Consider the following 18,396-nt stretch of genomic DNA (forward strand, 5'->3'; position numbering starts at 1 on the left):
TTCTCTTCTTCTTTCTTCCTTCGCTCCCTTTGCGCCTTCGCGGTTCAATAAAATTGCTACATATAGCGAATAGCCTCAACCAACCCCCGACAAACACCAGCCAGAAAATCCAAATCCAAAGTCTCAATCCGATCGCTCGCTTGATGATAATGAGGATTCCGCATATTAGCCGTATCAGTCACCATAATCGCCGGATAACCATTATCCCAAAAAGGAACATGATCGCTGCGGCGAGTATCCGGCACAATTAAACCTCGATTCGGCACCGGCAGCCACTCGCAGGGCTGACCAGATTTGCGAATTTTCCCACTCAAATTAATCAAATCGGGAACAGTCCGCAAATTGCCAATTAAAGCAATAAAATTACCAGTATTTGGATAAAAATATTTCAAGCCAGCGGGATAGCTTTGAGAATTAGGATTATGGTTGCAATAACCCAACATTTCCAAAGAAATCATTAACCGGATTGACTCTTGTTGTTGCTTGTATTTAGCTGCATGATGACTGCTTCCCAAATAACCGTATTCTTCCATATCAAAGGCGACTAATTGCACTGGATATTTGAGCGGCGCAGATGCGATATCCCTTGCGAGTTCCAGCAAAACAGCAACACCAGTAGCATTATCATCGGCCCCAGGTGATCCGGGTACAGTATCGTAATGAGCACCAATTACGATCGGCGGGAACCCCTGTTTACTCGCCTTTTCGGAGGGGGGTAAATCCAAAATAAGATTGTGATGAATTCGCCCGCGAACCGAAAAATCGTCGATTTCTACAGTTCCCCACTGTGCCAACTGTTCGCGGATGTATTGCTGGACATAGAAATGCCCTTCGGATGCGAGGTATGGGTTGCGATCGCGTACAATTTGAATCAGATGGCTGTGCAGGCGTTCCTTGAGATCCATGCGATCGGAGATACAATGAGTACACTCAGATTATATGGGATTGAATTATGATTGGAGAAGTCAGAATCGAAAATTACAAGTCTATTCAAAAACTGAAGCTGGAATTAGGACGAGTCACCGTATTGATTGGCGAAAATGGCTGCGGCAAGAGCAATATTTTGGAGGCGATCGCCCTTGCTTCTGCGGCCGCTGATGACAAGCTGGATAACGAGTTTTTAGCTTCTCGGGGCATCCGAGTGACAGAACCTCAATTAATGCGATCGGCTTTTGAAAGAGAAAGTTTGGTTAAAAATATTAAAATTGATATCCAAGAAATTGATGGAAAAAGCTTTAATTGTATTTTAGATAATGATAACTCTCCCTATTCTCAATGGGTTAATAAAAACTTCGTGAGCGCTCCTGAAAATTATTTAGAGAATGTTCTCCCCAACTCAGCTAAAGTAGAAGAGGTTATCTTAATTGAAAATCCACAAGAGGTTTCTGAAAAATTAAAAAAAGAAACCTTAAAAGACAGACTAAAAAATTTCCCCCTCCTCATTAATAATTTAGAAGGAGATCTAAAAGATAATTTTACATTTTTAGCCTTACAATTATATAATAAATTGTTTTCTAATTCTAAATTAATTAAGTTTACTATTTACTCTCCTGAAAACCAAGCCTTACGAACTTTTGAAAAAGAAGGACAAATTCAACCATTAGGCATTAATGGTGAAGGCTTGTTTAAACTTATAAAGTTTTTGAAGTCAGAAACAAACCAAGAGAAACTAAATCAAATTAAAGAAAAGTTGCGATTGATAGATTGGTTTAGAGATTTTGAAGTGCCTGAAGATTTATCACCCCTGCAAAGTTCTCTCCAAATTAAAGATAAATATTTAGATAGAGATTTAACTTACTTCGACCAAAAAAGCTCTAATGAAGGCTTTTTATTTTTACTCTTTTACTTTGCCTTGTTCATTAGCGATCTCACGCCTAAATTTTTTGCAATAGATAACATTGATGCTTCTCTCAACCCCAGATTGTGCCGCCGATTAATGCAAGAATTAGTCGAATTAGCAAAAAAACACGACAAACAAGTTATATTCACAACCCACAACCCGGCAGTTTTGGACGGTTTAGATTTAGATGATGATGAACAGCGGCTGTTTGTGATCTACCGCAATCAATTAGGACATACCAAAGCAAGACGCATTCTCAAACCTGAACCTATCGAAGGACAAGAACCTGTAAAATTATCAGAAGCATTTCTGAGGGGCTATATCGGAGGACTTCCTAAGAATTTTTAATATGAGTAATTTCGGATTAATTACAGAGGGATTAACTGACCAGATTGTTATTGAAAGTATTTTAGCAGGATATTTCAATAACCCGGATATAGATATTAGACCCCTTCAACCAGAAAGAGATAAAGACGATGAGAATAAATCTCATAATTATGGAGGCTGGAGTCAAGTTATTGCTTACTGCAAGTCAACAGATTTTAAGGAAGCATTTCAATTTATCGAATATATCATTATCCAAATAGATACTGATGTTTCAGAAGATTATAATATCCCCAAGCTAGATGAAAATGGTAAATTTGACACTAGACAGTTGATCGAAAAAGTCATCGATAAGTTTAAAGGTTTGATAGGGGAAGATTTTTACATAAAATACGAACAGCGAATCGTATTTGCCATATCAGTACATTCTATTGAGTGCTGGTTGCTGCCGTTGTACTATACAGATAAGAAAAAAGCTAAGTTGATAAATTGTCTGGATACGTTAAACCAGCAGCTTAGTAGAAAAGATGGTTTTACAATCGATCGCAATGCTAAAAATCCTGACTACTATCGACAAATAGCCCGCAAATATTGCAAGCAGAAGGTTTTAATAGCCAGTTACCCAGACAATCCGAGTTTCAAAGTCTTTATAGAAGAAATTGAGAACCGAAATATTGCTGTAGAACCCGACGAAGATTTTTAATGTAAATTAAGCTGTTTGGCTGGACACAGTTAATTGCGTGGGGAACCCAATCTAAATCTCAAGTTCCGATTCCAGTTCGCCTACCCGCACCTGCACCGGCAACTCTACCGAATTCAACTCAGAAGACTCTAACAATCCTGTTGCTTCAACTTCTGCACTCGCTTCACCGTGCCGCACTTTTCGCAACTTTTCCGCCAAAGTATCCCGCTGATTAATCAAATAAATACTCACCAAAGTCAGCCCGACTCCCATCGATTGCAGCGGATTCAACACCTCGCCCAAAAACAAATTGCCGAACAGCAAAGCAAAAACAGGCGTAAGAAAGGTAAGAGAACTTAAACTTGTCAGACTGCCACTTGAAGCAAAATAAAAGAATAAACCGTAGGCGATCGCACTTCCGAACACAGTAGAATAAGCTAAAGCCATCCAACCCGAAAAATCAATATTCACAAACTGTTCAGACTCAGTTGCAGCCGAAATGGCCAACAGCGGCAAACCGCCCAAAATCATGTGCCAGCCCGTCGCCACCACCGGGTCAACATAACGGCAAACCCAGCGCACCAAAACCGTACCCACAGCCATCGACAAAGCAGCCAATAGCATCAACCATTCTCCACCCTGAAACAACTGTTCGATACCCCCAGAAACCTGCGCGTTTTCAGGATGAAAAAGCCCCAAAATCCAGCCATCAGGCAACCCGATCAAACTGATGCCCGCAATGCCAATAACTAATCCCAACCAGCCCCAAAAACCAATTTTTTCTTGAAACAGCCACAAACATAAAATCGCCACTGCTAGCGGTTGAGAATCAATCATCACCGAACCCAAACCCGCACCGGTTCTCGCCAAACCTTCGGCTAAAAAGCCTTGAAACAAAGTAGCGTCAACTAAAGCAAACAGCGAAATCCACAGCCAAGCTTTCCAACCGGCAGGCTGCTGTTTGCCCATCAGTGCCGCCGCCAGCAGCACCAACACACCCGCAGGTATCAAACGCACGACAGCCACAAACAGCGGCGTTGTGTGCGGCATCACCCCTTTCATCGCTACCATCGCGGTTCCCCACAGGAAAAACGGCGCAATTAGCAACAGCGGAGCAAAAGGCAGTTTAGAATCGGTAAGCTTTAGCTGCATGACGGAGACTCCAAATAATTGATGAGAATGGCTCTCACGAGAATGATGTAGATTTGTTAAGCAATTTTTACAATTATATATTGGTGTTGAGTTAAATTCGATCGCACCAACCTCGGCAATTATGAACAGACATCTTGCCTGTTCCACAAAATCAAGGTGGAACAGGCAAGATGTCTGTTGCGGCAATTATGAACAGGCAAGATGCCTGTTCCACAATCCAGAATTTTCTTGTGGAACAGGCATCTTGCCTGTTGCGAACACAGGCACAACATCTACCCCGATGAATAAGGCACACTATAAGAAGTTAGCTACAAAAATCCGTACATTGCCCGAAAACTGCCCATGATTTGGCCATTCAAGCCCCGCTACCGCAAACAAATCGCCCGTATCGAAATCACCGGAGCCATTGCCGGAGAAACCCGTAAACGAGTCCTAGAAGCTCTCAAAACCGTTGAAGAACGCAAATTTCCCGCCTTGCTGCTGCGGATAGACAGCCCCGGCGGCACTGTCGGCGATTCCCAGGAAATTTACAGCGCGCTCAAGCGTCTGCGCGAAAAAGTCAAAATTGTTGCCAGTTTCGGCAATATTTCAGCTTCAGGCGGAGTTTACATCGGCATGGGAGCCGAGCATATCGTTGCCAATCCCGGTACAATTACTGGTAGCATTGGGGTGATTATCCGGGGCAACAATTTAGAACGGCTGTTAGAAAAAGTAGGCGTTTCTTTTCAGGTGATTAAATCGGGGCCGTATAAAGATATCTTGGCATTCGATCGAGAATTGACAGATCCGGAACAGCAAATTCTGCAAGACTTGATCGACACCAGCTACCAGCAATTCGTGGGAACCGTTGCTGAAGCCCGGAAATTGACCGTTGAAAAAGTCAAAAGTTTTGCCGACGGTCGGGTTTTTACCGGTCAGCAAGCTTTAGAATTGGGTTTGGTCGATCGACTGGGAACAGAAGAGGACGCTCGCCGCCTCGCCGCCGAACTCGCAGGCCTCGACCCGGAAAAAACCGAGTCTTGCACGCTAGAAAAACAAAAACCTTTCCTAAATCGCGTCTTGGGGAGTAGTCTGGATATATCCGGGCTTTCAGCTTACAATAATTTGCTGGAATTCGAGCTTTCTACTAGCGGTTTGCCGCTGTGGATGTATCGCCCGTGATTAAATAAATTAGTCATTGGTCAGGAGTCAGTAGTCATTAGTTACTCCCTGGATGATTGGGCGATTGAAATCTGTTGACCTCAAACTCCAATGTGGCGCTTCGCGCGTCGTCATCAGCGCTTCGCGCTGGCTTCGCCTAGGAGTTCGAGGTCAAACTACACAAACCAAGTCCACTCAAGCGAGGACTAAGAAATAAAGTGGGTATTTAAGCCTAATTTAGTACGACTAATAACTAATGACTAATGACTAATGACTAATAACAAAAATATGGAGGAAATTTGCGTGGAGTGGCAAGTGCGGGGTATTCGTGGGGCAACTACTGCTAGCGAGAATTCGGTGGCAGCAATTGGAGAAGCCGTGAGAGAATTATTAGATGAATTAGAAGCAAAAAATGATATAAATCCAGATTTAATTATTAGTGCTACGTTTTCTGCAACTCGTGATTTAGATGCTGTCTTTCCGGCTGCGATCGCCCGCGAACGTCCTCACTGGTGTAATGTTCCTTTATTGGATGTCCAGCAAATGCACGTTGAGGGTGCTTTGGAACGCTGCATCCGGTTTTTAATTCACGTTAATTGGCCGGCACACGTTGAAATTTATCATCCTTACTTGCGGGGAGCTCAAAATTTGCGCCCCGATAGGAATTTAACGGTGGCGGTGGCTGGGGAAAAATAAGAAAATCACTTTTTGATTGATTCAAGAATTAACCCACCATTGCTGGTGGGTCTATTTTTAACGGAGGAATGAACATTGGCAGATCAAAATTGACATTCCTGGAGGCACTAGATAAAATAAAAACAAAAAAAATAAAGCATGAGCATTAAGAGAATAGTCGATCGCAATCTACGGATTTTGGGTTCTGCTGTTCCGGGGTTCTACAAAATATTTGTTTGTATCAGCTTTTTATTACTTGTCTCCAGATTATTATTTGGTGAACTAGCATTTTCTTTACCAAAAGTACAACCAATCGCACCCCAAGATTTTTATACTTGGTGTTTGGGAACAATTGCAGGGACAAACCCTCCAATAAAAGGAGTAATAATTGAGCAGATTTTGATGGATATGAGACCTAGTGAACTTAGCGAGATTAATAGTAAAACCTGTAAGATTATCCAAGAAGCACTGCTAAAATTGACCAAATTAGACCTACGTCCAACTACGTTTGCAGGGAATAGTTTTAATGACTTACCTCCAGAAGAACGTCTCATTATCGATTTGCAGCCAATAGCTTCTCTTACCCATCTTAAAGAACTCAATTTAGCCGGTAATTTCTTAATTCACGACCTCAAACCCTTGGCATCTTTGACTAAATTGCAAGTCCTAGGGCTGGCTGATAATAAAATTACTGACATTACACCCCTGAGTAAACTAAAAGAACTCCGAAAACTAGATTTAAGCAACAACAAAATCACCGACATTACACCCCTGAGTAAACTAAAAAAACTCCGAAAACTAGATTTAAGCAACAACAAAATCACCGATATATTGCCACTTCAGGAATTACAGAATCTCCAAAAAGTTCTACTATCTGGTAATGATTTATTGAGTCTTAATTGTCCTTTAAAAATTAAGTTTAGCTGCCAATTTATGGATAAGTAGGTGGATAGATTAATTTGAGCTTACCTTTTCCGGTTAGGATTTCCCGCTCAATCAAAACAACATAAAAAAACCGGCTTCTTTGAGAAACCGGATTTTTGTCAATCAGACGCTTTTTTGTGATGCAACCTAATCCCTAAAAAGATGTCATATATAAAACTCCAAAAGTCCTTCTTCCCTTCCAATATTCCCAAAGTTTGAGGAGAACCCTTTTCATCTAACAGCGGCTTCACAGCTTCGTAAGCTGGCTTGTAATTGTACCAAGGAATTGAAGGCCACAAATGATGAATCAGGTGATAGTTCTGCCCCAAAATCAAGATATTTAGAATCGGACTCGGATATACTCTGGCATTTTTCCAGCGATCGCGATCGTGAAACGGACGGTGAGGCAAATAATCAAAAAATAACCCCAACGCCAACCCCACCACCAAAGCCGGAGAAAACCAAAAATTCAGGACGTAATCTAAATGGCCGTATTGAATCGAGATATACACGATCGCGATCACGAACAAACGGCTGAAAAACCATTCCAATAGTTCGTATTTCCGCCACAGTTTGCGCTTAAAAAAGAAAATCTCGTGGTAAAAAAACCTCGCAGCAATCAACCACAAAGGCCCGCCCGTAGAAACATAATGGTCTGGATCGTTATCTGGATCATTGACATGGGCGTGATGCTGCATATGTACCCGTGTAAACACCGGGAAAGCAAAACCCAACATCAGGGCGCTACCGTGTCCCAAAATAGCATTAACTGTGCGATCGCGATGGGCTGCATTATGAGACGCATCGTGAATCACAGTTCCAGCCATGTGCAAAGCCAACACGTTCAGAGAAAAACAGCACCACTGGGGCCATCCCCAACACCAGAAACCCAAGTTAGAAATCACGAGAATCGCTACTGCACTCAAAAATAGCAGCAGTGTCGGATTAAAGTCACCGGGAGGACTCAGAAACTCTTTCGGCACTGTCAGCGGCCGTCCTGCCTCCGACATCTTTGTTAAGACTCCTTAATATTTCACACTTGCGTAGTATAAGATACAAGCCAGACAATAGTAAAGTTTTATGAAAGAACAGAGTCCGATCGCCAGAAACTAGCCTCTGCACAAACAGCAAAGTATTGCTGTTGTACAAGGATACCAGTCCTAGATTAGCCAAAAGAACTCAGCAGACCAAATAAAATAAATGGGTATGTCTGTATTTATGTCAAGCGTGAGAGCGGAAAAATTGCAAAAAAGAGCGCTCCCCAAGAAAAGATTACCGATCGGTAAAAAGTCAGATATTCTATATATTGTTCAATACCTGCTGTTTTGACGACTATCAAAATTTTTAAGACTTGAGACTAGCGTCATTGCTTGTAGTGCAAAAATGAAACGTTAGCCGAAATTTAAACAAGAAATCCACCTGCCTCCCCAGAACACCGCTGATGCAATTGCCAAAAGCCCTACGCCGGACTAAAATCGTCGCCACCATTGGCCCAGCAACTTCGGACCCACAAGTGCTGCGCCAGCTTATAGAAGCCGGTGCCACAACTTTGCGACTCAACTTTTCCCACGGAACAGAAGAAGACCACCAGCGCAGCATTCGCTTAATCCGGCAAACATCCTTTGAACTCAACCAGCCGGTTGCCATCCTCCAAGACCTCCAAGGCCCAAAAATTCGTTTAGGGCGCTTTGAAACAGGCTCTATAGTTGTCAAAAACGGCGATCCTTTCATTCTCACCAGCCGCCAAGTTCCCGGCACCGAGCTCATTTCTTCTGTCACCTACGACCCCCTAGCAGACGAAGTTCCAGAGGGATCAGTGATTCTGCTCGACGACGGGAAAGTGGAAATGGTGGTGGAAAAAGTAGACCGCACTTCGCGGGAATTGTATTGCCGCGTCGTAGTCGGCGGGCCGCTTTCCAACAACAAAGGCGTGAATTTTCCGGGAGTTTACCTGTCAATTAAGGCGCTGACTGATAAAGACCGCAAAGATTTAATGTTCGGGCTCGACCAAGGTGTCGATTGGGTGGCCCTGAGCTTTGTGCGGAATCCCCAGGATATGCTCGAAATTAAAGAGCTGATTGCCAGTGCCGGCAAGCAAGTACCGGTGATTGCTAAGATCGAAAAGCACGAGGCGATCGAACAAATGGAGGAAATTCTGGCCCTTTGCAACGGCGTGATGGTCGCCCGCGGCGATTTGGGAGTGGAACTGCCCGCCGAAGACGTGCCAATTTTGCAAAAGCGGCTGATTGCTACTTCTAACCGCATGGGCATTCCCGTAATTACCGCTACCCAGATGCTCGACAGCATGGTAGGTAATCCTCGTCCCACCCGCGCCGAGATTTCCGACGTGGCCAACGCGATTCTTGACGGAACTGATGCGGTGATGCTCTCGAATGAAACTGCTGTCGGGAAGTTCCCCGTCGAAGCGGTGGCGACGATGGCGAGAATTGCGGTGCGGATGGAGAGGGAAGGAATTAAACGGAATATTAGGAATGTAGAAGATATTGGTCGATCGATCCCCAACGGCATCAGCCAAGCAGTCAGCCAAATCTCCGAACAGTTGAACGCGGCCGCCATCATGACGCTGACCAAAACCGGCGCTACAGCCCGAAATGTCTCGAAATTCCGGCCGAAAACTCCGATTTTGGCAATTACTCCTCACGTAGACGTAGCCCGACAACTGCAATTAGTATGGGGAGTCAAACCCTTGCTGGTGCTGGATTTGCCCTCCACCGGTCAGACATTTCAATCTGCAATGACTGTCGCCCAAGAAAAAGAGTTAGTGTGCGACGGAGATTTAGTGGTGATGACCGCCGGTACTCTGCAAGGGGTTGCCGGATCGACGGATTTGATCAAAGTTGAGGTAGTGACAGCGGTTTTAGGCAGAGGTACTGGTGTCGGTTTGGGATCGGTGAGCGGCATGGCCAGGGTTGCTCGCACTGCTGCGGATGTAGGCAATTTCCACGCTGGAGAAATTTTGGTAGTGGAGCACACCAGCGTCGCTTTTGTGGAGATGATTCGGAAAGCCGCAGGTGTGGTGACGGAGGAGGATAGTTTGACTTCTCACGCCGCGATTATCGGTTTGCGCTTGGGCGTGCCGGTGATGGTGGGCGTAAAGAATGCGACGCGGGTAATTCGGGACGGAACTATGCTGACGCTGGATATGCAGCGGGGTTTGGTTTATTCAGGGGCCAGAGGCGGCTCAACAGACGGGGAACTGGCCGTTTAACAAGTTTTGAGTTAGGAGTTCTGGAGTTTTGAATTAAATTCTACAACTCCTTGCTTTTTTTGCTTAGGTTGTACTATAATTCAAAATTGTCTGTGCCGATGTAGCTCAGGGGTAGAGTATTCGATTCGTAATCGAACGGTCGTGGGTTCAAATCCCACCATCGGCTTGCAATAAAACACATATTTTCAAGGGTTCTATAGCTTATTAATGCTGTAGAACCTTTGTTTTTTGCATGACTTGTCTATGGTTTGCCTATTTTAGTGAGGAATGCAAGTGCTCGGATTTTAATGGGGACTGAAGTCCTCACTAGGAACCTATTTCATCGCGGATTTTAAGGAGGACTGAACTCTTCACTACGAAGCTATTTGATTACCAATTTTTATGGTTTTTAGTCAGGAGTAAAGTCCTCGGATTTTAATAAGGACTGAAGTCCGATGCTGCAAACCTATGGCCTTGCGGATTTTGTCGATGGCAAAAATACCAGATAGGGGCTGGCTATTGGTTGTTAAATTCTTGCCAAAAATCAAGGCCCTATTGAGGTAAATTGCTAAAGAGGAAAGGGAACACAATTTGTAATTACTTTGCCGAGCGCTAGTGTTTCTAAAACTTAACAGAAACTTAACAGAAATCGCTGTAATAATGCGGCACAATCAATTTTAACTATCGCATATCGCAGCCAGTTAGGGAATAGCGAAAAATTTATGTGCCTGCAATCAGGAGATATCCTGCGCCAACGTTACCAAATTGTCAGTGAATTAGGTCGGGGAGGGTTTGCGAGGACATATACAGCTAGGGATTTAGACATACCGGATAACCGCCTGTGCGTTGTTAAGGAAATTAGGCAGCCAAGCAATCCGCAACTCTTGCCAGAAGCACAGCAGCGATTGGAAAGAGAAGTTCGAGCTTTGCGCCAATTGGGCGGACATTCGCGCATTCCACAGTTATTCGATAGCTTTGAAGAAAATGAAAACTTTTATTTAATTCAAGAATACATTGAAGGACATCCGCTCAGGAAAGAATTCGCTCCAAATATCCAATGGACTCAAGAGCAAGTAATTGAATTTTTGCAGGATATCTTGCCAGTTATCGCTTTTGTTCACGAACACAATGTCATTCACCGCGATATCACTCCTTCTAACTTAATTCGGCGCGATTGCGAGAAAAGAATAGTTCTGATTGATTTTGGGGCTGTCAAAGAAATCAGTTCCTTGGACATAACTGATTCGGGAAAAACTATCAGCAGAACTATTTATACGCAAGGATATTCGCCGGCAGAACAAATTGCTGGCAATCCTCAATTTTGTAGCGATATCTACTCTGTAGGTATTGTCGCTATTCAAGCCCTCACAGGCTTGTCTCCTGCTCAAGATTTCCTGACAGATTCCCGGCGGGGCGATATCGTTTGGCGCTACTCGACTCCCGATCGCCCTATGGTACAGATTAGCGCCGGCATGGAAACGATTTTAAACAGAATGGTGCGCTACAACTTCCCCGATCGCTACCAATCTGTTGCTGATGTTTTGCAGGCTTTGAATTCGATCGCAACCTTACACCCGCTGCCCCCACTCTCACAGAATTTGAATGTACCGCAACAGTTGCAAGATAATCATTCAATCGTATCCCTATCGCCACCGCTGAAACGCGATCGGTTTTCGGGATTTTCTAGATCGCACTTTCGCCGATCGCTGTTGGGAATTGCGGGAATTATTGCCGGATGTGCGATCGCCCTTTTTTTTCACAACGTTTTTACCCCGAAAACTTGTCTTTTACTGCAAGGTGATGCTTTAAGCTGCGGCGAAGAATCTCTACTAAAATCCTCGACTCCTCGATTAAAGCAAGCAGGAGTTAATGAATTTGCCAAATCCAATTATCGGGAAGCATTTAATTACTTGAAAAGGTCGTGGCATGAAGAAGAACGCAAAGATCCCGAAACTTTAATTTACATGAATAATGCCTTATTAAAGGCTAAAAAAGCTGATTATTACACGCTTGCCGTAATCGTTCCCGTCAGTACCAACGAACAAGGTAGAGCCGAGATCGATTTGCCTAAAGAAATCTTGCGGGGAGTTGCTCAAGCGCAAACGGAAGTTAATTTAAAATTATTCAATTCGGAGATAGATCGCAACCTAAATGGTTTAGATTTTCAAGAGAATCAAGCTATTCAAGGTAAAGGTTTACAAGTCATAATTGCTGACGATGCCAATCTAAAAGAAGAGTCGATCGCCCGCGCTAATTCGCTAGTCAAACTGCGCGGTGTTTTGGGCGCTATCGGTCACTACACTAACGCAATGACAGTCCATACAGTCGATATTTACAACCAAAATCATTTAGTATTAATTTCCCCAGGCAGTACGACGGAAGAAGCCACAGAAAAACCCCGAAATTTTTTCTTTAGGACTGTGCCTCGGACTAAAGTTAGTGTTGAACTATTCGCGAAATATCTGATGAAAAAAAAAGGTCAAACCAAAGTAGCAGGTTTCTACAGCACCAGCAGCGAAGCCACTTCCTCTTTTTGGGAAGAATTCAGAAAACAGTTTAGAGAACGGGGAGGAAATATTGCAAATATCACCGAATTCGATTTGTCACACAGCGACTTTAACGTGAAAAAAGCCATACAAGAAGTCAGGCAAACAGAGAAAACAACGATAGTTTTAAGCCCGAGTCACATCCCGATCGCTCTCAACAATGCGATGGCACTTTTGCAAGCCAATCTCGATCGCAATTGGGTTGTCGGCACAGGGGGAATATACAGTCAAAAAACTTTAGAAGCTGCTGCTCAGTTACCGTCTTTTGAGAAAATGGCGGCCGCAGTTTCTTGGCATCATTTAAAATCTCCCAACCGCAAATTCCTTGAGAATACTCGCAAGCTTTGGGAAGGAAATGTCAGTCACCGAACTGCATTAACCTACGATGCCGCTAAGGCGCTGATTCAAGCCATAGAAATGCAGCAGCAACCCAGCCGCGAAGGGATGCAAAAAACCTTAGCCGATCCAAATTTTAGCGCGACCGGAGCCACCGGAACAATTCAGTTTGACAAAACGGGTTCGCGCAAAAATTTTAGTCCGATATTAGTGCATATTGTCAAGTGTTCTAAGGAGCAGTTTGGGGTGACTTTTGTGCCGATCGAGTTTCCGACAGCAGCAGCGGCGGGTTTAAACTGCGATTGATCGTACTACTTCTACTTGGGAGGCCGCGGGATGCGAAAACTCAGGGGACTGAGGATTTGATTGAGAGTTCGCAGTTGATCAGCGGTGCCCAAACAAATCAGCATATCTCCTCCTTCGATCGCAGTTTCTCCAGTAGGCCCCACAATCAAAGTCCCGCCAGCGCGCCGCACTGCTAAAACCAAGGCCCCCGATTGCGATCGCAACTTGGCATTTCTTAAAGTTTGCCCGACGTAGACACAAGTATTTGGATCGACCAAAAATTCTTCCATGTAAAAAGAACTCTCCGTGCCCGTCAAAACACCGTCTAAAAAATCCATAACTTGAGGCCGCAAAGCCGCCGCCGCCATGCGTTTTCCACCGGTAATGTAGGGGGATACGACGGCATCGGCGCCGCCCCGCTGCAACTTCTTTACGGCTTCTTCTGTTGTCGCGCGGGCGATCGCCCGTACCTTCGGATTCAGAGTTTTCGCCGACATGACAGTATATAAATTCTCGGCATCCGAGGGCAAAGCTGCTACTATGCAAATTGCGCGATCGATCCCCACACTTAGCAAAATTTCGTCTAGAGTTGCGTCTCCTTGGACAGCCGTGTACCCCAGTGCCAAAGCTGCCTCAACCGACTGTATCGCCGAATCTATCACCACAAAAGAGATATATTCGGCCTGAAATTCCAAGGCAATTTGGCGGCCAGTGCGCCCAAAACCGCACAGAATGTAATGCCCGATCAAAGAATCTACCAATCGTCGCTGCTGCCTAATTCTTGCTCCTTCTTGAAAATATCCTTGAATCAGCGCTTCTGTAAAGCGGTTGACGATGAAACCAATCACCATCACGCCCATCAAAATCAGGCATATAGTAAACATTCGCCCGCGTTGGCCGAGGGGGTGAAGTTCACCGTAGCCCACAGTTGCTAGGGTAAAGACTGTCATGTAAGCGGCATCCAGCAAAGACCATTTTTCCACCTGCCAATACCAGAGAGTAGCCGTACAGAAAATGCCACCAAGGGCGATGACTCCGCCCGTTAAATCTTTTTGCAGGCGCTGGTACTTTTGCTCTAGAGTTGAATACACCGATCGGGCTGACCTATTACCTATTAGCTGCTACCAATTTTAACGATATCAGCCCTAGACGCAGGGGGGGTCCAAAAGCCGATTTTTTCCTAGATACTTTGCTGCCAAACTCAACATTTTGACTCTTGACCGGGTTGTTTTTGCCTGAGTCCCGACTGAGTTCCAATCCCGTCGCAGAGGTGGCGATTGTTTGGATTTGCGATCGGCTTTGTCGGAAAATAATTGCGGGCGAGATTGCAGCCCTGCACCAGCAAATCGTCAAGATTAAGATTCCACAGCATCACGGTACCGTCAGCACTAGCACTAGCGATCGCTTTGCCGTCTGGACTAAAACTCGCACTCCAAACAGCATCTTTGTTACCTTTTAAAGTTTGGAGCAATGTACCGTCAATGTTCCACAGCCTCACCATTTTGTCTGTGCTTGCAGATAGCAACATTTGACTGTCGGGACTAAAGCTAATATTTGTCAATCCACTTGTATGCTTTAAAATACTTAGCGGTGTGCCGTCTTTCCTCCAAATTCTCGCAGTTCCCCCAGCACTTGCAGCCGCCAGCATTGCTCCGTCGGGACTGAAAGTTACACTCATAATTTTATCACTTTCAATCTGTAAGCTTCTCAGCAATTGGATATCGGTGCTTGCTTCGATGGATTGCTGTTTTTGCAACTTTTCCACAACCTTTCTCAAACTCCAAACTTTAACAGTGCCATCAGTGCCACCCGCAGCAATTATCTGACCGTCTGGGCTAAAACTCGTGCTGGTTATCCAACCTCGCTCTACTTTAAAAGTTGATAAATTTTTACCGTTTATTTTCCATAATTTAACAGTTCCATCGGCACTTGCTGAAGCAATAATTTTACCATCTGGACTAACAGAGACGCTGGTTATTTGACCGATGTGTCCTTTTAAATCATGAATTAATTTGCCTGTTTTTTGCCAAACTTTTACCTTTTTGTCGTCGCTGGCTGAGACAATGAGCTGAGCGCTAGGATTAAATATGGCACTTCTAATTTTATCAGTATGCCCGGTTAATGTTGCTTGCAAAGTTCCATTAGTTTGCCAAATTTTGATAGAATTATCATCGGTAGCAGTCACAATTGTTTTACTGTCGGGACTGAAACTCGCGAAAGCAAGGGTACTGGCTTGACTCTGCCAGTGGCGGCGTTCTCGGAAGCTGTAAACTGCCTGTTCGAGGGCGATAGCCACTCGCATCTGAATATCTGAGGTGACTCCGAGCGATCGTTTCATTTCTGTAACAGCTCTGATGCTTTCTAGCAAAGCTTCCTCTTTTTTATCCGCAGCCAAGAGCGTTTCTGATAGCAAACTGAGAGTAAGAATTTTGTTGTTTCTTTCTTCAATTGATGGTTTAATCCAAAAGACTGCTATCAGAATTAATATCAGTATTCCTGCTGCTACTGTAACTGTTTGCACTCTCAGTTGTTGCTCGCGCCAAAGTTTAACTGCAATCAGTTTTTTCTGCTTTTGTGCTTCGCTGAGTTCCTCTAATAACTTTTTTTCGCGGCGCAGTTGTTCGATTTCAGCTTGATTCTGTTTTTCTTGACAACGGAACTGGGCAAATTCCGCTTCTTGACTAGCACCTAAAAATTGATAATCTTGGGTGTTCAAGCTTTTATTTGCTGCCCAATGTCGGGCATCTTCCAATGCTTGACCGCGCAACAAGCGAGATTCGTCTTGACAATTTGTAGCTATCCATGCTGTTATGGATTCAGCATAAGGGCGCAAGTCGCCGAGTGCTTTTTCTACCCAGTTATGGCTGAATATAGCTGCGTAAATGCGGTTGGATACGGTTAATTTTCCGGCTCGTTTTACTACTAATCCGCTCAGCCGCAATTCGGTTTGTTCGGGAGTATCATCCGCCCCGATTCCCCCAGCACCCCTTAACAAGGGTAATTCTGGCATTTTCTCGCCCCTGATTAAGGGGGGTTGGGGGGGATCGCAGGGTGGCAATATTTTTTGATATAGTCCTAATAACCTACTGGCGCGGTGCGGACTTCTGAGAAGGCGATCGCGAATTGTTTTGATGTGTACAGGTTCATCGGATGATTCCCAATTATCAATAATATGAGATTGCACTATCTCGCTAATTAATAATTGATTTGTAGTAAAATTTTCACTTTTGCTTTCATCCGTTGAGTCTGATATAATAGAAGCCGAAGCTAAGCTGTTTAGATGGTGCAGAATCAGCTTGCAAAGCTTTTGAGTCAAAAATGGCTGCCCTCCAGTCCAGTCCAAAATCTCTTTTAAAACCTCTTGAGGATTGTCTACTTTTCCCTCAAACCCCTTTGCTAAAGGCAGAGCATCCTGTAATTTAAAACCGTGCAATTCAATAGCTAAACCGATATTAAAGGGCGTGCGAGTTGCATCGCTAATTAAATCCGATGGGGTAGCTACTCCCAGCAAAGCAAATGTAATGCGCTGGTATTCTGAATTGTGAGCGCGTTTATTGTAGCAACATCTAATTAATGCAAAAAAATCATCTAGCGGTTCTTGGAAACTCAGAACGCTATCAATTTCATCAATAAAAATGACCAGGTTTTGAGAAATTTTGACCAGCAGCAATTCTTCAATTAACTCTCCTAAGCGCTGCACCGGCGACATCAAGTCTCTCTCCTGCCACCAAGTCATAAACTCGACTGGGTCAAACAAGTTGAAACTGCACAAAAGCTTGTAAGCGACGCCGCCGTACCACTTATCTAGAGAGACTTGCTGGTTGCCAATGTCCGAAAGGTCGATCGTAGCACAGGCAATGCCATCAGCGGAGAGCTTTTGTACAGTTCGCACTAGCAAACTGGATTTGCCCATTTGTCGGGAATTGAGCACGTAACAAAACTCTCCAGCTTTCAGGGCTTGATAAAGTTCTGAGTCAGCTTGTCGCACTACATAAGTAGGTGCATTTTGCGGGAGACTGCCGCCGATTTGATATTGGTAATCGACTGTCATGATCTAGCCTCTAGTCATAAGTTTGTGGCATTTCAATGGTGCCTGTAGCACAAGCAATTTTACCATTTTCATAGGTGGGTTCTGGTGGTTTAATTGTACCAGCAGAATCAGCTCGGCACAATATAGATGTGGTTATTATTGGATTTTTAGAAGAATTTGACTCAACTTTTGTAGCAGGAATTACAAAGACTCCCCCGACATAGCTTTTAAGGTCTTTTTGCTTAGAAAATCCATAATTAAATGTTGCTTTTTTTGTTGTATGGTGGGAATATTTGTAATTTTCTGTCTCGGTTTTAATAATGCGAATTCTTAAAGCCTTAACAGAAGTGCTAAAAACACTTTTTTCGGCAAAATAGGCTTGCTGACGTTTGTTGATTAAGCTAATATAATCTTTGGGCTCCGATTGCTTGTTGATCCTAAGCTTAGCCTGAAAGGATGGCATAACTAGCGAAGCTAATACTCCAATCACCATTAAACTCACTAAGCATCCACCAACATTCGATGCAAGGCTAGCTGATTTAGAACTTTGTTGACTCATAGGTTTGTATCCTCTCTGTTTGTAGTAAAGACTTTAGTCCGGCAAATCTCACTTGAATGCCGATTTGACATGAGTAATCGACAGTCATTATATTGCGTATAGTTAGATTATTGGAACCATTGTTTTGTGCCTTTACCACAAGCAATTTTACCATTTTCATAGGTGGGTTCCGCTGGTGTAATTGTACCGGGAGAATCAGCTTCGCACAATATGGACGTTGTAGTTCTTTCCTCTTTAGCAGCATTTGGCTCAAAGTTTTTAGCAGGAACTAGAAAAACACCACCGACATAACTTTTGGACTTGTTTTCCTTTGCTACTGCATAATTAAATGCTGCTTTCTTAGTTGTCCGAATTGAATACTTGAAATGTGTTGTCTCTGTTTCAATGCCAATTCCCAAAGCCTTAACAGAACTGGAAAAAGCATTTTTTTCTGCAGAATAGGCTTGCTGACCTCGGTTCACTGAGCTAACATACTGTTGCGCTTGAAATGTCATATACGATCTCATATACTTATCTTGCGTGCTATCACCCAAAAATAATGGCAGAGCGATCGCGCCCATTACTCCAATGCCCATTAAAAGCAATAAGCATCCGCAACCATTAGGTACAATGCTAGCTGATTTAGAATCTTGTTGACTCATAGTTTTGTATCCTCTCTGTTGGTTGTAAAGACTTTAGTCCGGTAAATCTCAATT

Annotated in this window: 14 protein-coding genes and 1 tRNA gene; 8 read left to right on the plus strand and 7 right to left on the minus strand. The window is 43.9% G+C overall.

Annotated elements, in window-relative coordinates:
- Positions 1–56: 56 nt before the first annotated feature.
- Positions 57–905, minus strand: coding sequence for a M28 family peptidase (locus QUA40_RS11830; protein ID WP_333125568.1), 849 nt, complete (start codon positions 903–905; stop codon positions 57–59).
- 47 nt (positions 906–952) lie between these two features.
- Between QUA40_RS11830 and QUA40_RS11835 the strand changes: the two genes are divergently transcribed.
- Together QUA40_RS11835 and QUA40_RS11840 are read left to right on the plus strand one after the other, a co-directional pair.
- Positions 953–2,188 (plus strand): AAA family ATPase, encoded by a 1,236-nt coding sequence (locus QUA40_RS11835; protein WP_333125571.1) that lies wholly within the window; start codon positions 953–955, stop codon positions 2,186–2,188.
- A gap of 1 nt (position 2,189) precedes the next feature.
- Entirely contained in the window at positions 2,190–2,867 is a 678-nt protein-coding gene (locus QUA40_RS11840; RefSeq protein ID WP_333125574.1) for a phage tail protein, read from the plus strand.
- A 51-nt stretch (positions 2,868–2,918) separates the two neighbouring features.
- Here the strand turns inward: QUA40_RS11840 and QUA40_RS11845 are convergent, their stop codons facing one another.
- Complete coding sequence (locus QUA40_RS11845; protein WP_333125577.1) at positions 2,919–3,998, minus strand: DMT family transporter; 1,080 nt, start codon at positions 3,996–3,998, stop codon at positions 2,919–2,921.
- Between the two features lie 342 nt (positions 3,999–4,340).
- On the opposite strand from QUA40_RS11845, the gene sppA reads away from it, so the two are divergent.
- From sppA to QUA40_RS11860, 3 genes are all read left to right on the plus strand, one after another.
- Entirely contained in the window at positions 4,341–5,159 is an 819-nt protein-coding gene (gene sppA, locus QUA40_RS11850) for a signal peptide peptidase SppA (RefSeq protein WP_333125580.1), read from the plus strand.
- Between the two features lie 249 nt (positions 5,160–5,408).
- Complete coding sequence (aroH, locus tag QUA40_RS11855; protein ID WP_333125583.1) at positions 5,409–5,834, plus strand: chorismate mutase; 426 nt, start codon at positions 5,409–5,411, stop codon at positions 5,832–5,834.
- Positions 5,835–5,972: 138 nt separating this feature from the next.
- The gene (locus QUA40_RS11860) at positions 5,973–6,758 is read left to right on the plus strand and encodes a leucine-rich repeat domain-containing protein (RefSeq protein WP_333125585.1); all 786 of its coding nucleotides are present in this window, start codon (positions 5,973–5,975) and stop codon (positions 6,756–6,758) included.
- A gap of 98 nt (positions 6,759–6,856) precedes the next feature.
- On the opposite strand, the gene crtR is transcribed toward QUA40_RS11860, so the two are convergent.
- On the minus strand, positions 6,857–7,747 hold the full coding sequence (crtR, locus tag QUA40_RS11865) for a beta-carotene hydroxylase (protein ID WP_333125588.1): 891 nt from the start codon (positions 7,745–7,747) through the stop codon (positions 6,857–6,859).
- 431 nt (positions 7,748–8,178) lie between these two features.
- On the opposite strand from crtR, the gene pyk reads away from it, so the two are divergent.
- The 3 genes from pyk to QUA40_RS11880 all read left to right on the plus strand — a co-directional run bounded on the left by pyk (position 8,179) and on the right by QUA40_RS11880 (position 13,133).
- Positions 8,179–9,966, plus strand: a complete 1,788-nt coding sequence (gene pyk / locus QUA40_RS11870) for a pyruvate kinase (protein ID WP_333125590.1) — start codon at positions 8,179–8,181, stop codon at positions 9,964–9,966.
- Between the two features lie 94 nt (positions 9,967–10,060).
- Positions 10,061–10,132, plus strand: a tRNA-Thr gene (locus tag QUA40_RS11875).
- Between the two features lie 535 nt (positions 10,133–10,667).
- Positions 10,668–13,133: a protein kinase domain-containing protein gene (locus QUA40_RS11880; protein WP_333125592.1), complete on the plus strand. Its 2,466-nt coding sequence runs from the start codon at positions 10,668–10,670 to the stop codon at positions 13,131–13,133.
- 11 nt (positions 13,134–13,144) lie between these two features.
- On the opposite strand, the gene QUA40_RS11885 is transcribed toward QUA40_RS11880, so the two are convergent.
- The 4 genes from QUA40_RS11885 to QUA40_RS11900 all read right to left on the minus strand — a co-directional run bounded on the left by QUA40_RS11885 (position 13,145) and on the right by QUA40_RS11900 (position 18,342).
- The gene (locus QUA40_RS11885; protein WP_333125594.1) at positions 13,145–14,203 is read right to left on the minus strand and encodes a potassium channel protein; all 1,059 of its coding nucleotides are present in this window, start codon (positions 14,201–14,203) and stop codon (positions 13,145–13,147) included.
- A gap of 110 nt (positions 14,204–14,313) precedes the next feature.
- The gene (locus QUA40_RS11890) at positions 14,314–17,163 is read right to left on the minus strand and encodes an AAA-like domain-containing protein (RefSeq protein ID WP_333125597.1); all 2,850 of its coding nucleotides are present in this window, start codon (positions 17,161–17,163) and stop codon (positions 14,314–14,316) included.
- 10 nt (positions 17,164–17,173) lie between these two features.
- Positions 17,174–17,701, minus strand: coding sequence for a type IV pilin-like G/H family protein (locus QUA40_RS11895; protein ID WP_333125598.1), 528 nt, complete (start codon positions 17,699–17,701; stop codon positions 17,174–17,176).
- Between the two features lie 107 nt (positions 17,702–17,808).
- Positions 17,809–18,342, minus strand: a complete 534-nt coding sequence (locus QUA40_RS11900) for a type IV pilin-like G/H family protein (RefSeq protein ID WP_333125601.1) — start codon at positions 18,340–18,342, stop codon at positions 17,809–17,811.
- Positions 18,343–18,396 lie beyond the last annotated feature (54 nt).

Source organism: Microcoleus sp. Pol11C3, from assembly GCF_036701485.1.
In the GTDB taxonomy this organism is placed as follows: Bacteria; Cyanobacteriota; Cyanobacteriia; order Cyanobacteriales; family Microcoleaceae; genus Microcoleus.

Bases quoted from the DNA above. Each gene is read 5' to 3' on its own strand.
- QUA40_RS11860 (WP_333125585.1), top strand. From the start codon at position 5,973: ATGAGCATTAAGAGAATAGTCGATCGCAATCTACGGATTTTGGGTTCT.
- QUA40_RS11895 (WP_333125598.1), bottom strand. From the start codon at position 17,701: ATGAGTCAACAAAGTTCTAAATCAGCTAGCCTTGCATCGAATGTTGGT.
- QUA40_RS11880 (WP_333125592.1), top strand. From the start codon at position 10,668: ATGTGCCTGCAATCAGGAGATATCCTGCGCCAACGTTACCAAATTGTC.
- QUA40_RS11830 (WP_333125568.1), bottom strand. From the start codon at position 905: ATGGATCTCAAGGAACGCCTGCACAGCCATCTGATTCAAATTGTACGC.
- crtR (WP_333125588.1), bottom strand. From the start codon at position 7,747: ATGTCGGAGGCAGGACGGCCGCTGACAGTGCCGAAAGAGTTTCTGAGT.
- QUA40_RS11900 (WP_333125601.1), bottom strand. From the start codon at position 18,342: ATGAGTCAACAAGATTCTAAATCAGCTAGCATTGTACCTAATGGTTGC.
- QUA40_RS11840 (WP_333125574.1), top strand. From the start codon at position 2,190: ATGAGTAATTTCGGATTAATTACAGAGGGATTAACTGACCAGATTGTT.
- QUA40_RS11845 (WP_333125577.1), bottom strand. From the start codon at position 3,998: ATGCAGCTAAAGCTTACCGATTCTAAACTGCCTTTTGCTCCGCTGTTG.
- pyk (WP_333125590.1), top strand. From the start codon at position 8,179: ATGCAATTGCCAAAAGCCCTACGCCGGACTAAAATCGTCGCCACCATT.
- sppA (WP_333125580.1), top strand. From the start codon at position 4,341: ATGATTTGGCCATTCAAGCCCCGCTACCGCAAACAAATCGCCCGTATC.
- aroH (WP_333125583.1), top strand. From the start codon at position 5,409: ATGACTAATAACAAAAATATGGAGGAAATTTGCGTGGAGTGGCAAGTG.
- QUA40_RS11835 (WP_333125571.1), top strand. From the start codon at position 953: ATGATTGGAGAAGTCAGAATCGAAAATTACAAGTCTATTCAAAAACTG.
- QUA40_RS11890 (WP_333125597.1), bottom strand. From the start codon at position 17,163: ATGACAGTCGATTACCAATATCAAATCGGCGGCAGTCTCCCGCAAAAT.